Source organism: Klebsiella sp. K-Nf6, assembly GCF_002806655.1.
Classification (GTDB): Bacteria; Pseudomonadota; Gammaproteobacteria; order Enterobacterales; family Enterobacteriaceae; genus Klebsiella; species Klebsiella variicola.
In genome coordinates this window covers 25293-39276 of the sequence record NZ_PIBN01000020.1, presented here as the reverse complement: position 1 = coordinate 39276, position 13984 = coordinate 25293, and the positions used below count along the sequence as shown (strand labels likewise).

Sequence of the window (13984 nt, the reverse complement as noted above, 5' to 3'; positions counted from 1 at the left end):
ATTCGTTCGATATGGCTAAGTGATATGAAACAAACTCTCTCCAGTCTCAGCGGAGACACGATAAAAGCGATCGTTTTGGTCTGCCTTGCCGTCGGGGTGGTGGGCATGTCCTATGGGTCACTGGCGGTGGCTTACGGCTTCCCCTTATGGGTGCCGCTCTTGCTTTCGATGTCCGTGCTGGCAGGCGCTTCTGAATTCATGTTTATCGGCATTGTCGCCAGCGGCGGTAGCCCACTGGCCGCCGCTGCCGCCGGCCTGTTAGTCAACGCGCGCCATATCCCGTTCGGGGTGACCGTACGCGAACTGGTTGGTCGGCGCGCCTTAAGCTTTATCGGGTGCCACATTATGAACGACGAGAGCGTGGTCTTTGGCTTGTCACAGCCCACCCCCGCGCAGCGCAAAGCGGCCTATTGGCTGTGCGGCGCCGGCGTCGCGCTGATCTGGCCCCTCGGCACGCTAACCGGTGCGGCCGTCGGAAAACTGCTGCCGGCGCCGGAAACCATCGGGCTTGATGCGGTCTTCCCGGCGATCCTGCTGGCGCTGGTGATCCCGGCCTTTAAAAACCGCACTACGCTGATCCGCGCCGCCAGCGGCGCCGCGCTGGCGCTTGCCGCCGTGCCGTTTGTGCCCACCGGGCTGCCGGTGCTGCTTTCGCTGTTTGGTTTACTGTCGAGGAAAAAATAATGGGCAATATGACGCTGTTTATCGCCGGTATCGCCATCCTGTCGCTGGGAACCTATCTGATGCGTCTCGGCGGCACGAAGCTCGGCAATCGGCTGGCGTTTTCCGAGCGCTCGCAGGCGCTGCTTTCCGATGCGGCGACGGTGCTGCTTTTTTCCGTCGCCCTGGCCACCACCTTCTATGAAGGCGCGCATTTCGCCGGCATGGCGCGCGTTCTGGGCGTTGCTTTCGCCGTGTTCCTCGCCTGGCGCAAGGTCCCGCTGATCGGCGTGATTATCGCCGCCGCCGTGGTGACGGCGCTGCTGCGTCTGGCGGGTATGTCCTAGGACGGGTAAGCGTAATCCGCCAAACCGGCGTGCTTTCCAGCGATCGCGCCTTCAAGCCAGTGAATAACCGGTTTTATCTCCAGCGGGTACCGCTGGTCTATCGTCAGTACGGGCCCTAACGCCATGGGCTGCGCACGCCCGGCCAGCTGGGCCAGCTCCGGCAGATACTCTTCTCCGGGGTGGCCCGGCGGCCGCATCGCCAGCCGCGAGGCATAGCGCTCGACGGCCATCTCCGGGGAGATATGGTTCCAGATCTCAAGCACCTGCTCCACGCCCGCCAGCTGTAACAGTTGCTGCAAAGTTTCACGGGGCTGAAAACCGAACCAGGCGTCGATCAACCAGACCATACTGGCAGGCGACGCGCCGACAATCGACCAGATCACCTCATACGCCGCACAGCCCAGCTCGCGATTCAGTGGCCGGTCGACGGGGGCCAGGCGCGCCATAAACGGCTCTTTGATGCCGTCGATCGTCAACACCGGCAGGCTAAAGGTCTCCGCCAGCAAACGGGTGATGGTGCTCTTCCCCGACGCCGGAATGCCGTTGATTAAAATGGCCGTTTTGCAGCCGGGGGTCAGATGTCTGTTCATAGTAATGCGACGACCTCCTCCCGGCTGCGGGCCGTCCGCAGTTTGGCCATGGTGTCATTGTTATCCAGCAGCGCGACGATGGAACGGATGCCCTCCTCGATATGCGCATTGCTGTCCCGGGCGCCAAACATAATGACAATATCCGCCTTTTCACTGTCCGCAAACGGGATGGGCTTTTCCAGCACCACCAGGCTAAAGCAGTTTCGCCTGACGCCGCACTCGGGGCGGGCATGGGGGATGGCAATCCCTTCATCAAAAACGTAATAAGCGCCATGATTCAAGGTATTGTCGATCACCGCCTGGCTATATTCCGCCGAAATAAACCCTTTCGCCTCCAGCGGGCGGGCAGCCAACTTTATTACCCGCTGCCAGTCGGACTCCACTACGCCAACCTGAATAGCATCGGCCTCAATAAGCAGTTCTTTTATGGTCATTCTCTGTTCCTAAATATTGCGGCGAATAATATTGCGTAAATTATCAATCTGCAGAAACAGCGCATCGATATCCTGCCGGTGGCTCTTACTTTTGGCATATACCGATAGTGCCCGGTTGTAAGTCAACATCAATGTTTTTTGCACGTCGCTATTATCGGGCTGGCGCTGTAATTCGCCTTCCAGTCTGGCGATCTCTTCCGCCAGCTGACGGGACTGTTGATCATAATCCTGCAGCGGGTTCTGCTCTTTTTTCCACAGCGTTTTCAATGATTCAAACATAGCAAGCTCCCTCCCTGGCGGAAGACAGGGCAACAAAAGATATGTGTCGGTAAAAACGCTATTTAAATAGCGCCATTTTTTCCATTAATACGGCAGTCACTGCCTGGTTGGCAGGAATTAAAAATTTCCGTACGCTGTCATTTACTTTTCCTTTCTCGAACGTTGATTTACAGCGGTCGACCCACTGCACGTTCATTTCCGTTCCGACGTTCACTTTATTAATTCCTTCAGTGACGGCCAGCCGCATATCGTCGTCACTAACGCCTGTGCCGCCATGCAGCACCAGCGGCACGCCCGTCGCTTCGCTTATCGCCTTCAGCCGCGCATGCTGTATCTGCGCTTTACCGGTGTACAGGCCATGCACAGTGCCCACGGAGACGGCCAACATATCGACCTGCGTCTCCTCCACAAAACGTTTCGCGTCGTCGACGGTAGTAAAACAGATATCTTCGGCAGCCACCGCTTTTCCATCCTCTGACCCGCCGATCGCCCCCAGCTCGCCTTCTACCGTAATATTGCGCGGGCGGGCCATCTCCACCACAATTCGCGTATTGCCGATATTTTCCTCGAGGCTTAAGTGAGAGCCGTCGTACATCACCGACGAAAAACCCGCATTCATTGCCGTCTCGATGGCCTTAATATCGGAGCAATGATCGAGATGCAGGCAGGTCGGGATATTTTCACTGTCTGCTAATGAACACACGGCATCGACCAGTAACCGATACCCCAGATACTCTGCGGTACCGGTTGAAATTTGGATCATTAACGGACTGTGGCTGTTTTGCGCGGCTTTGAAAAAAGCCGGTAACATCTCTATACAGTGCAAGTTAAACGAACCAATCGCTTTAAAATTTCTTTCCTGAGCGATGTTTAAAATCTCATTAAAATTATACAGACTCATGAACATTTTCCCCTTTCGGCTTAGCGGATTTACCGTTTACAAACCATGCCAGTGCGGCGACAAACACAATAAACAAGGCGACAAAGAGCCAGTTATTCTGGAAGGCGTGGCCTAATACCAGACCGGAACTGATGACGTCAGAATCGCTGAAGGTGACGCCCGTAAAGCCGTAGCTCTCCAGCATGGGCACCAGAATGGCCGGCAGAAAAGTGATAAACAGACCGTGGATAACCCCGCCGATCATCGCCCCGCGACGTCCGCCCAGCGCATTGCCAAATACCCCTGCCGTGCCGCCGGCGAAAAAGTTGGTTAACAGCCCGGGGAGGATCATCGCCAGGCCGAACATCGGGAAAACCAGCATGCCGATAATCGAGCCGACAGTCGTCGCCAGAAATCCGACAATCACCGCATTCGGCGCATAGGGAAACAGCACCGGGCAATCGAGAGCAGGCTTCGCATCCGGGACAATACGCATCGCGATACCGCGAAAAGCCGGCACCAGCTCATTGAGTAATAAACGCACGCCGCTATAGAGGACAAAGACCCCGGCGACAAACTGAATGGACTGCATGAAGGCATACATCAGATAATTAATGCCGCCGGAGAACTGCGCGATGTACTGCGGCCCCGCCGCGATAGCCGGGATGAGATACATCGGCACCATCACCACCGCCATGGCCAGATAGGTATCCTGCAGAAACTTAAAGTTATCAGGCAGCTCGAGATCTTCCGTGGAACGAGAACCTTTACCGACGACCTTAGCGACCGCAGCCTGCACCAGATAACCGATGGTACAGAAGTGCCCCAGGGCCACGTCGTCAGACCCGGTAATGCGCCTGACCACCGGCTGCGCCAGGGCCGGCATCAAGACCGCCATCACCCCGCCGAAGATGCCCCCGGTTAAAATCAGCGGTACGCCGGTGAGCCCGGACTTATAGCCAATCACAGCCCCAATTGTCGCCATCCACAGCAGCGCCTGGCCGGTCAGGAAAATATATTTTAGCGGCGTCAGACGGGCGATAATAATATTGACGGCAAAGATCACCAGCAGCGTCAGCGCCACCTCCGAACCTAATTCACGGTTCGCTAACCCGGCGATGGCGGCCACATCGGTAATGTAGCCTTTCATGCCAAACCCCTGGGTGAAGATATCGTTCAGGAAGGTCAGCGTAGCGACAATGATGTTTATCCCGGCCATCATAATTAAGAAACCGAGTAGCGTTTTAAATGTTCCTTCCGCGGTTTTGCCTGGCGATTTCTTTTGCAGGATCAGGCCAAGCATGGCAATAAAAGCAATAAGGATGGATGCCTGACCGAGTAAATCCTTAACGATAAACGCAACGAAGCTATTCATAATCAGCCACCTTCAGATGACGTTCTTTTAAGAATGCGACGATCTTGGTTTCAATCTCCTCTTTATCAGTAAGCTTATTCAACACCACGACACGTTTAATATCTTCTTCACTGGCATCGGCGGTTAAGATGTCGGCAAAAGTTTTTTGCGTCAGAATCATATCCGATTTAAAAGCTCCGGCTTCGGACACGGTGGTGTGTTCAATATGAGCGGGAATTTCCAGCTTCTTTAAAACTGCCTTCGCCGTCATTTCAATGGCAAAGCTTGAACCGAGGCCGCAGCCACATACGCATAAAATTTTCAGCATGGAGGGTCTCCTCAAATAATATTGAGTTGCTTGGCAAGTTTATAATGATGTCCTTCAGTATCGACCAGACGTTTTTTCATACTGACTAAATCAATCGGAATAGGTTTGTTACTGGAATTAATTATTATGGCTTTATTTTTCATACCTGACTGAATACAGCGAACCACTTCACTGGCCATAATGGTACCCTGATAAATCTCTTCACAGGTTGGATCACCGCTGCGTAAGCCATAGCCGACGATCGTTTTACGGATACGGACACCTATTTGTGGTTCCAGCTGTTTAATCATGGTATCAATCGCCCCCTGAAAGCCGGGAGAGTACTCTTTGGTATAGCCTTCTGAGCAGAGGATCACGACGCTATTTTGCGTGCTCAGCTTCCGGGTAATCCGTTCCGCGAGTATGGCAAGCGGCATCTGTGCCTCGGGGATCAGAGCAATATCAGCATTACATTTAATGGCGGACTGTAACGTTAGTTCTCCACAATAGCCTCCTAATATCTCAACCATAAAAACCCGACCCGGCAGCGCTCTTCCGGTATTTCTTAAACGGGAGACTTCTTTAATAATTTGCTCACAGGCCGTGGAAAAACCAATCGTATAATCACTGCCATACACATCATTATCGATCGTCATCCCCACACCAAAGCAATTAATCTCAAATTCACTAAGGGTATTCAGAAACTGCAGGCTGCCATCCCCCCCGGCCATAATGAGCACATCAATACGCAGCGATTTAAGTTTTTTAGCAATGCTTTCATATTCACTACGCTGCAGTTTGCGACTGGTTCGCCCCGAGGTAATGATTGGCACTGCGGTAATGGAGAAATCAACCAGATCGCGCCACGCCATATCCTGATGACTTTTCTCCAGTAGTCCTGGAATACCGCCATTAAACAGCGTGATATCGGCATTAGCCTGTCTGGCAATCTGGAATATAAAATTATTCATTCCCGAAACATCCCCGCCGCTAATAACGATGCCAATTTTCATGACGCTTCCTCGCTCATTTGCCTGACAACATTTTTCCCTGAGTACAAGCCTTCTATTTGCAATGAAGATCACATAATGCGTATTAAATTACGTCAGTGAATAGTTGACAGTAGCAGCGACATGATTATTTTTGTGATAAACATCTCATTTAAAGAAGGTGATCTCCATCGCTTTCTGTTTTTAATATCTTTATATTTCATAGCGTTAAAATATCGAGATATTCAGGCGCGCAGACCGTTCCTTTGCCGTAAATATGGGGATTTAAGAAAAGAGCGGAAACGTGATTACTACCACATTTTTTTCGTAGCAGAGGGAAATATCGGTAATATCGCAGATGCGGGAAGCGAAAAAAAAGCGCCCTAAGGCGCTCTTTCGACAGTAACTTTATGCTTATTTGTTCAGTTCTGCAGTCATATGCACGCGGTTGCCGGTAAAGGCTTCGGTAATTTTGTAAGACGAAGCGCCAGCAGCCTGCGCCTGAGCAGCGATTTTCGCTTCCGCACCATCCATCGTTGCGGCGGTTGCGGTCACGGTTTCAGCAGCGAAGGAACCAAAAGAAGCGGCCAGTGCGATTACTGCGACAAAAGTTTTGATGCTTTTCATGATATAAACCCTTTCATTTAGTTGTTTAGATAAGGCGTTGTGCCTTGATGTGTTAAATAGTAGTCCGCACATCGCTAAACAAAAAGCGGAAGGATTTGCTGTCATTGTTCAAATTTATTGATCGATATTTAGCCCGCAATTAAACGCTGCGGATGAGTGTAGACTGTCGCCCTGCCCGGCTTGCAAAAACCCACCAACGTCAGATTGCAGCGCTCGGCCACTTCCACCGCTAAGGTAGTGGCCGCCGAGACTGCGAACAGGATCTCGACGCCGCACATCGCGGCCTTCTGCACCATTTCATAGCTGGCGCGGCTGGAGACCAGCGCGGCGCCATGCTGCCAGTCCTCGCCAATTTCCGCGCGCTGGCCCAGCAATTTATCCAGGGCGACATGCCGGCCAACGTCTTCAAAACCGCCCGCCAGCTCACCAGCCGTCCGGACCCAGGCGGCTGCATGGGTGCAGCCGGTGAGCCGGCCAACCGGTTGAAAGTCGTTAAGATGCGCCAGGGCGTGGTCGAGGTTGGCTAGATCGAACGTCTGGGTGAACGGCAGCGGTTGTACCGGCTTACCAATATCGTTGAGCTGCTCGACGCCACACACACCGCAGCCGGTACGCCCGGCCAGCGCGCGACGCCGGGCTTTGAGCCCCATAAAACGTCGGCTGGAGAGCTCAATCTGTACCTCAAGGCCATTGCATACTGAAACCACGTCCATGCCGAAAATCTCCCGGCGATGCTCGATAATCCCTTCGGATAAGGAAAAGCCGACGGCGAATTGCTCCAGGTCTTTCGGCGTAGCCATCATCACCACATGGGAGATACCGTTGTAGACCAGCGCGACGGGAATTTCTTCGGCTAACTCGTCTGGCTGAGGGTGTTGCAGATCCTCGCGCTTCCAGAGTGAGACCTGGCGATATCCTGTGACATTCGTCACATTTTTGATTTGTTCGAGAGGCTTCTTGTTCACTTTGCTTTAACCGTATTGGAACAGGCATACACACAATGTGGTATTCTGTTTTTATCCCTTCAGGAATGAGGGAAATTAGCCCTAATTCTGAACCTTTGCGGCCTTCACCGCAAAGTAAATAACTACATGTGACAATGTCGAAACAAGGAGCGAACCATGCAGGTCAGCAGAAGGCAGTTCTTTAAGATCTGCGCTGGCGGTATGGCGGGAACCACGGCAGCAGCGCTGGGCTTTGCCCCGGCAACTGCGCTCGCGGAGACACGGCAGTACAAGTTGCTGCGCACGCGCGAAACCCGTAATACCTGTACATACTGTTCCGTTGGCTGTGGGCTGTTGATGTATAGCCTCGGCGACGGCGCAAAAAACGCCAAAGCATCCATTTTCCATATCGAAGGCGATCCGGATCATCCGGTTAACCGTGGTGCGCTCTGCCCGAAAGGGGCCGGTCTGGTGGACTTTATCCATTCTGAAAGCCGCCTGAAATTCCCGGAATATCGCGCGCCAGGTTCCGATAAATGGCAGCAAATCAGCTGGGACGAAGCGTTTGATCGCATCGCCAAGCTGATGAAAGAGGACCGCGACGCCAACTTTATCGCGCAAAACGACGCAGGCACCACCGTCAACCGCTGGTTGACCACCGGGATGCTGTGCGCCTCCGCCTCCAGTAACGAAACCGGCTATTTAACGCAAAAATTCACCCGCGCCCTCGGGATGCTGGCGGTGGATAACCAGGCGCGTGTCTGACACGGACCAACGGTAGCAAGTCTTGCTCCAACATTTGGTCGCGGTGCGATGACCAACCACTGGGTGGATATTAAGAACGCCAACCTGATCGTGGTGATGGGCGGTAACGCCGCAGAAGCGCATCCGGTGGGGTTCCGCTGGGCGATGGAAGCCAAAATTCATAACGGCGCCAAGCTCATCGTTATCGATCCGCGCTTTACGCGTACGGCGTCGGTGGCAGATTTCTATACCCCGATTCGTTCCGGTACCGACATTACCTTCCTGTCGGGCGTGATCCTGTACCTGCTGAATAACGAAAAATTCAACCGCGAATACACCGAAGCCTACACCAACGCCAGCCTGATCGTGCGTGAGGACTATAGCTTCGACGACGGTCTGTTCAGCGGCTATAACGCAGAAAAACGCCAGTACGACAAAACCAGCTGGAACTATGAGCTGGATGAGAACGGCTTCGCCAAACGCGATACCACGCTGCAACATCCGCGCTGCGTCTGGAACCTGCTGAAGCAGCACGTTTCTCGTTATACCCCGGATGTAGTCGAAAACATCTGTGGTACGCCGAAGGCCGACTTCCTCAAAGTCTGTGAATACATTGCCGAAACCAGCGCGCCGGATAAGACCGCGTCGTTCCTGTATGCTCTCGGCTGGACCCAGCACTCCATCGGCGCGCAGAACATCCGCACCATGGCGATGATTCAGCTGCTGCTCGGCAACATGGGGATGGCAGGCGGTGGCGTCAACGCCCTGCGCGGTCACTCCAATATCCAGGGTCTGACCGACCTCGGCCTGCTCTCCACCAGCCTGCCGGGCTACATGTCGCTGCCGAATGAAAAACAGGCCGACCTGCAGACCTACCTGACGGCTAACACGCCGAAGCCGCTGCTGAAAGATCAGGTTAACTACTGGGGCAACTATCCGAAGTTCTTCGTCTCCATGATGAAAGCCTTCTTCGGCGACAAAGCCACTGCAGAAAACAGCTGGGGCTTTGACTGGCTGCCGAAATGGGATAAGAGCTACGACGTTCTGCAGTATTTCGAGATGATGAATCAGGGCAAAGTGAATGGCTATATTTGCCAGGGCTTTAACCCGGTCGCCTCGTTCCCGAACAAAAACAAGGTGGTGGCTTCTCTGTCGAAGCTGAAATTCCTTGTGACCATCGACCCGTTGAACACCGAAACGTCCACCTTCTGGCAAAACCACGGTGAGTCGAACGATGTTGACCCGTCGAAAATCCAGACCGAAGTGTTCCGTCTGCCATCCACCTGCTTCGCCGAAGAAAACGGGTCGATCGTCAACTCCGGCCGCTGGCTGCAGTGGCACTGGAAAGGCGCGGATGCCCCAGGGATCGCGGCTACCGATGGTGAAATACTCGCCGGTATCTTCACCCGCCTGCGTAAGATGTATGCCGAAGAGGGCGGACCAGCGCCGGAGCCGGTGCTCAACATGACGTGGAACTACTCCACGCCGCATGAGCCGGCGTCGGAAGAAGTGGCGATGGAAAGCAACGGTAAAGCGCTGGCGGATATCACCGACCCGGCGACCGGCGCGGTGATCGTTAAGAAAGGGCAGCAGTTGAGCTCCTTTGCACAGCTGCGCGATGATGGCACCACCTCCAGCGGCTGCTGGATCTTCGCCGGTAGCTGGACGCCGGACGGCAACCAGATGGCGCGCCGCGATAACGCCGACCCGTCAGGCCTCGGCAACACGCTGGGCTGGGCCTGGGCATGGCCACTTAACCGCCGCATCCTGTATAACCGCGCCTCCGCGGACCCGCAGGGTAAACCGTGGGATGCGAAGCGTCAGTTGCTGAAGTGGGACGGCGCGAAATGGGGCGGCGTGGATATTCCGGACTACAGCGCCGCCGCCCCTGGCAGTGACGTCGGTCCGTTTATCATGCAGCCTGAAGGGATGGGCCGTCTGTTCGCTATTGATAAAATGGCGGAAGGACCGTTCCCGGAACACTACGAGCCGTTTGAAACGCCGCTGGGGACTAACCCGCTGCATCCGAACGTGGTCTCTAACCCGGCCGCTCGCGTCTTCAAAGGCGATCTCGAGCAGATGGGTAAGGCCGATAAGTTCCCGTACGTCGGCACCACTTACCGCCTGACCGAGCACTTCCACTACTGGACTAAACACGCGCTGCTTAACGCCATCGCGCAGCCGGAGCAGTTTGTGGAGATTGGTGAAAAACTGGCGAATAAGCTTGGCATCGGCCACGGCGATACCGTCAAGGTCTCCTCCAACCGCGGCTATATCAAAGCCAAGGCGGTGGTGACTAAACGTATTCGCACGCTGAAAGTTGACGGTAAGGACATCGATACCATCGGCATTCCTATTCACTGGGGCTATGAGGGCGTGGCGAAAAAAGGCTTTATTGCCAATACCCTGACGCCGTTCGTCGGTGATGCGAATACGCAGACACCGGAGTTCAAAGCTTTCCTCGTGAACGTGGAAAAGGTGTAACGGAGACGACTTATGGCTTATCAATCGCAAGATATTATTCGTCGTTCCGCGACTAACGGTTTCACCCCCGCGCCTCAGGCGCGGGACCACCAGCAGGAGGTGGCGAAGCTTATCGACGTCACCACCTGTATCGGCTGCAAAGCCTGTCAGGTGGCCTGCTCCGAATGGAACGATATTCGTGATGAAGTCGGTCACAACGTCGGGGTGTATGACAACCCGGCGGACCTGACCGCCAAGTCATGGACGGTGATGCGCTTCTCGGAAGTGGAGCAAAACGACAAGCTGGAATGGCTCATCCGTAAAGATGGCTGCATGCACTGCGCGGATCCGGGCTGCCTGAAGGCCTGCCCGTCAGAAGGCGCGATCATTCAGTACGCCAATGGTATCGTCGACTTCCAGTCCGAGCAGTGTATCGGCTGCGGCTACTGTATCGCCGGCTGTCCGTTCGATGTACCGCGTCTGAACCCTGAAGACAACCGCGTCTACAAATGTACCCTGTGCGTAGACCGCGTGACCGTCGGCCAGGAGCCGGCCTGCGTGAAAACCTGCCCGACCGGCGCAATCCACTTTGGCTCCAAAGAGGATATGAAAACGCTGGCCGGCGAACGCGTGGCTGAGCTGAAAACCCGCGGTTATGACAATGCGGGCCTGTACGATCCGGCCGGCGTCGGCGGCACCCACGTCATGTACGTGCTGCACCATGCCGACAAGCCGAATCTGTACCATGGCCTGCCGGAAAACCCGGAGATCAGCCAGACCGTGAAGTTCTGGAAAGGCATCTGGAAACCGCTGGCGGCCGTCGGCTTCGCCGCGACCTTCGCAGCCAGTATCTTCCACTACGTCGGCGTCGGTCCGAACCGCGCGGAAGAGGAAGAGGACAACCTGCATGAAGAGAAAGACGAGGTGCGCAAATGAAAAGACGTGACACCATCGTGCGCTACACGGCGCCGGAACGCATCAACCACTGGATCACCGCCTTCTGCTTCATCCTGGCGGCGGTAAGCGGGTTAGGCTTTTTCTTCCCGTCCTTTAACTGGCTGATGCATATTCTCGGTACGCCGCAGCTGGCGCGTATTCTCCACCCGTTCGTCGGGGTGGTGATGTTCGCGTCGTTTATCATCATGTTTTTCCGTTACTGGCACCACAACCTAATCAATCGGGATGATATCTTTTGGGCGAAGAATATTCGTAAGATCGTCGTCAACGAGGAGGTAGGCGATACCGGGCGCTATAACTTCGGCCAGAAATGCGTGTTCTGGGCGGCGATTATTTTGCTGGTACTGCTGCTGGTGAGCGGTGTGATCATCTGGCGTCCGTATTTTGCGCCGGCTTTCTCAATCCCGGTGATCCGATTTGCGCTGATGCTGCATTCATTTGCCGCAGTGGCGTTAATTGTGGTTATCATGGTGCATATCTACGCCGCCCTCTGGGTGAAAGGCACCATTACCGCGATGGTGGAAGGCTGGGTTACCAAAACGTGGGCGAAGAAACATCACCCACGCTGGTACCGAGAGGTCCGCCAGAAACAGGAAAAGTCATCTGAATGAGTATTCGCATAATCCCGCAAGACGAGCTGGGTTCGAGCGAGAAACGCACGGCGGAAGCAATTCCGCCGTTACTGTTCCCCAGGCTGAAAAATCTGTACAACCGCCGCGCGGAACGCCTGCGCGAGCTGGCCGCTAACAACCCGCTGGGTGATTACCTGCGCTTTGCCGCACTGATCGCCCATGCCCAGGAAGTGGTGCTGTATGACCATCCGCTGCAGATGGATCTGACGGCCCGTATTAAAGCGGCCAGCGAACAGGGTAAACCGCCGCTGGATATCCACGTCCTGCCGCGCGACAAGCACTGGCACAAGCTGCTGCACTCGCTGATTGCCGAGCTGAAGCCGGAAATGAGCGGCCCGGCGCTGGCGGTCATTGAGAATCTGGAAAAAGCCTCTGAGCAGGAGCTGGAGCAGATGGCCAGCGCGCTGTTTGTTTCCGACTTCGCCTCCGTCAGCAGTGATAAAGCGCCGTTCATCTGGGCCGCGCTGTCACTCTACTGGGCGCAGATGGCCAGCCTGATCCCGGGTAAAGCGCGCGCCGAATACGGTGAACAGCGTCAGTTCTGCCCGGTATGCGGCTCGATGCCGGTCTCCAGCATCGTGCAAATCGGCACCACTCAGGGGCTGCGCTATCTGCACTGCAACCTGTGCGAAACCGAGTGGCACGTGGTGCGCGTCAAGTGCAGCAACTGTGAACAGAGCCGCGACCTGCACTACTGGTCGCTGGACAACGAGCAGGCAGCGGTGAAAGCCGAAAGCTGTGGCGACTGCGGAACCTACCTGAAGATTATGTATCAGGAGAAGGATCCGAAAGTCGAAGCCGTCGCCGACGATTTGGCGTCCCTGGTGCTCGACGCCCGCATGGAACAGGAAGGCTTCGCCAGAAGCTCAATTAACCCGTTCATGTTCCCCGGCGAAGGGGAGTAAGTTCTGCAGTGTGATTTCGGGCGGCTCTAGTCGCCCGTTTTCCTTCTTGCGATACGAGCGTAGGCAAGGATGACTACCCGAGCCACTGACTGTCATCAGAGGTCAGCCTTTGGCTGGACACACTCGTTTCAGACGAGTTTGTCGCTCACTTGTCGTCCTCCTGCCACTCGAATTATTCAGGGTGGATTTCGTACGGCGTGACTACGCCAGGAATACCGGCAAAATCCTTCGTATTCCGCGTAATCAGTTCCAGACGATGGAGTTGCGCCGTCGCCAGAATGATGGCATCCGGCAGCTTAAGCTTATACTCCTGCCGCAGCGCAACGCTTCGCTCTGCAATATCCTGTGAGATGTTAATGATATTAAAGGTGCTTAGCGCCATTCGCGTGCGCTGCTCCTGGTGATATTTTTTAGCGCCAACCATCACCTCCATCCAGGTAATCAGACTGATCGCATTCTGCGGTGGCCAGGCCTCCAGCGCCTGTTTGGCTTCGCGACGCCCGCTAAATAAATCAATAAGAATATTGGTATCAAAAAGCGCAGATCCGGAGGTCATTACCACTCCTTGCGTAGCTGACGTTGATATTCCATGCCGTCTTCTTCGCAGTCTTGCCACAGACCCAGCGCACTGGAGATGGTATCTTTAGCTCGATCTTGTTTCTCCAGATATTGTTCAACCGCTTCACGTAACAGTTCCGCTCGCGGAATGTTACGCTGCACTTTGAGGTCATCAAGACGTTGAATGACATCATCTGATAAATCGAGAAGAATTCTGCCCATATCCCTTTCAGCCATCATGCTCATATATACCTCAAGTATATCACCAGTGATGAAGTTATGAGCAATCTACAGCTTTTGAAATCGGAAACAAA

General features: G+C 54.6%; 18 protein-coding genes. 7 read left to right on the top strand and 11 right to left on the bottom strand.

Going from position 1 to position 13984, the window contains the following annotated elements; all coding sequences use genetic code 11:
* Positions 1-24 precede the first annotated feature (24 nt).
* Positions 25-684, top strand: a complete 660-nt coding sequence (locus CWM61_RS24755; protein WP_100632119.1) for an AzlC family ABC transporter permease — start codon at positions 25-27, stop codon at positions 682-684.
* Positions 684-1007 (top strand): AzlD domain-containing protein, encoded by a 324-nt coding sequence (locus CWM61_RS24750; RefSeq protein WP_100632118.1) that lies wholly within the window; start codon positions 684-686, stop codon positions 1005-1007. Before CWM61_RS24755 ends, CWM61_RS24750 begins: the two co-directional genes overlap by 1 nt.
* On the opposite strand, the gene CWM61_RS24745 is transcribed toward CWM61_RS24750, so the two are convergent.
* From CWM61_RS24745 to CWM61_RS24715, 7 genes are read right to left on the bottom strand one after another with little or no spacing between them, the layout of a single operon-like run.
* The gene (locus tag CWM61_RS24745) at positions 1004-1597 is read right to left on the bottom strand and encodes an AAA family ATPase (RefSeq protein ID WP_074387455.1); all 594 of its coding nucleotides are present in this window, start codon (positions 1595-1597) and stop codon (positions 1004-1006) included. The genes CWM61_RS24750 and CWM61_RS24745 overlap by 4 nt on opposite strands.
* Positions 1594-2031 carry a PTS sugar transporter subunit IIA gene (locus CWM61_RS24740; RefSeq protein ID WP_012543282.1) on the bottom strand — a complete coding sequence of 146 codons (438 nt, stop codon included), beginning with the start codon at positions 2029-2031 and terminating at the stop codon, positions 1594-1596. The genes CWM61_RS24745 and CWM61_RS24740 overlap by 4 nt, the downstream gene beginning before the upstream one ends.
* 9 nt (positions 2032-2040) lie before the next feature.
* Entirely contained in the window at positions 2041-2310 is a 270-nt protein-coding gene (locus tag CWM61_RS24735; protein WP_002882858.1) for a hypothetical protein, read from the bottom strand.
* A 58-nt stretch (positions 2311-2368) separates the two neighbouring features.
* Positions 2369-3211 (bottom strand): class II fructose-bisphosphate aldolase, encoded by an 843-nt coding sequence (locus CWM61_RS24730; protein ID WP_100632117.1) that lies wholly within the window; start codon positions 3209-3211, stop codon positions 2369-2371.
* On the bottom strand, positions 3198-4565 hold the full coding sequence (locus CWM61_RS24725) for a PTS sugar transporter subunit IIC (protein WP_004203642.1): 1368 nt from the start codon (positions 4563-4565) through the stop codon (positions 3198-3200). The genes CWM61_RS24730 and CWM61_RS24725 overlap by 14 nt, the downstream gene beginning before the upstream one ends.
* Positions 4558-4872 carry a PTS sugar transporter subunit IIB gene (locus CWM61_RS24720; protein WP_061156257.1) on the bottom strand — a complete coding sequence of 105 codons (315 nt, stop codon included), beginning with the start codon at positions 4870-4872 and terminating at the stop codon, positions 4558-4560. The genes CWM61_RS24725 and CWM61_RS24720 overlap by 8 nt, the downstream gene beginning before the upstream one ends.
* An 11-nt stretch (positions 4873-4883) precedes the next feature.
* Positions 4884-5864 carry a 6-phosphofructokinase gene (locus CWM61_RS24715; protein ID WP_061156258.1) on the bottom strand — a complete coding sequence of 327 codons (981 nt, stop codon included), beginning with the start codon at positions 5862-5864 and terminating at the stop codon, positions 4884-4886.
* Between the two features lie 120 nt (positions 5865-5984).
* On the opposite strand from CWM61_RS24715, the gene CWM61_RS29550 reads away from it, so the two are divergent.
* Positions 5985-6227: a hypothetical protein gene (locus tag CWM61_RS29550; RefSeq protein WP_165785312.1), complete on the top strand. Its 243-nt coding sequence runs from the start codon at positions 5985-5987 to the stop codon at positions 6225-6227.
* 27 nt (positions 6228-6254) lie between these two features.
* On the opposite strand, the gene CWM61_RS24710 is transcribed toward CWM61_RS29550, so the two are convergent.
* Both CWM61_RS24710 and fdhD read right to left on the bottom strand, forming a co-directional pair.
* Positions 6255-6467: a YdgH/BhsA/McbA-like domain containing protein gene (locus tag CWM61_RS24710; RefSeq protein ID WP_004127125.1), complete on the bottom strand. Its 213-nt coding sequence runs from the start codon at positions 6465-6467 to the stop codon at positions 6255-6257.
* 128 nt (positions 6468-6595) lie between these two features.
* Complete coding sequence (gene fdhD, locus CWM61_RS24705; RefSeq protein WP_100632116.1) at positions 6596-7432, bottom strand: formate dehydrogenase accessory sulfurtransferase FdhD; 837 nt, start codon at positions 7430-7432, stop codon at positions 6596-6598.
* Positions 7433-7588: 156 nt separating this feature from the next.
* Here fdhD and fdnG point away from each other — a divergent pair, with 156 nt between their 5' ends.
* From fdnG to fdhE, 4 genes are read left to right on the top strand one after another with little or no spacing between them, the layout of a single operon-like run.
* Entirely contained in the window at positions 7589-10639 is a 3051-nt protein-coding gene (gene fdnG, locus CWM61_RS24695) for a formate dehydrogenase-N subunit alpha (protein WP_100632115.1), read from the top strand.
* A gap of 12 nt (positions 10640-10651) precedes the next feature.
* Complete coding sequence (gene fdxH, locus CWM61_RS24690) at positions 10652-11554, top strand: formate dehydrogenase subunit beta (RefSeq protein ID WP_002882822.1); 903 nt, start codon at positions 10652-10654, stop codon at positions 11552-11554.
* Complete coding sequence (fdoI, locus tag CWM61_RS24685) at positions 11551-12186, top strand: formate dehydrogenase cytochrome b556 subunit (RefSeq protein ID WP_100632114.1); 636 nt, start codon at positions 11551-11553, stop codon at positions 12184-12186. Before fdxH ends, fdoI begins: the two co-directional genes overlap by 4 nt.
* The gene (gene fdhE, locus CWM61_RS24680) at positions 12183-13112 is read left to right on the top strand and encodes a formate dehydrogenase accessory protein FdhE (protein ID WP_004150358.1); all 930 of its coding nucleotides are present in this window, start codon (positions 12183-12185) and stop codon (positions 13110-13112) included. Before fdoI ends, fdhE begins: the two co-directional genes overlap by 4 nt.
* A 172-nt stretch (positions 13113-13284) precedes the next feature.
* On the opposite strand, the gene CWM61_RS24675 is transcribed toward fdhE, so the two are convergent.
* Positions 13285-13668 (bottom strand): type II toxin-antitoxin system VapC family toxin, encoded by a 384-nt coding sequence (locus CWM61_RS24675; RefSeq protein ID WP_002882817.1) that lies wholly within the window; start codon positions 13666-13668, stop codon positions 13285-13287.
* On the bottom strand, positions 13668-13910 hold the full coding sequence (locus tag CWM61_RS24670) for a CopG family transcriptional regulator (RefSeq protein ID WP_004150355.1): 243 nt from the start codon (positions 13908-13910) through the stop codon (positions 13668-13670). The genes CWM61_RS24675 and CWM61_RS24670 overlap by 1 nt, the downstream gene beginning before the upstream one ends.
* Between the last annotated feature and the right edge of the window lie 74 nt (positions 13911-13984).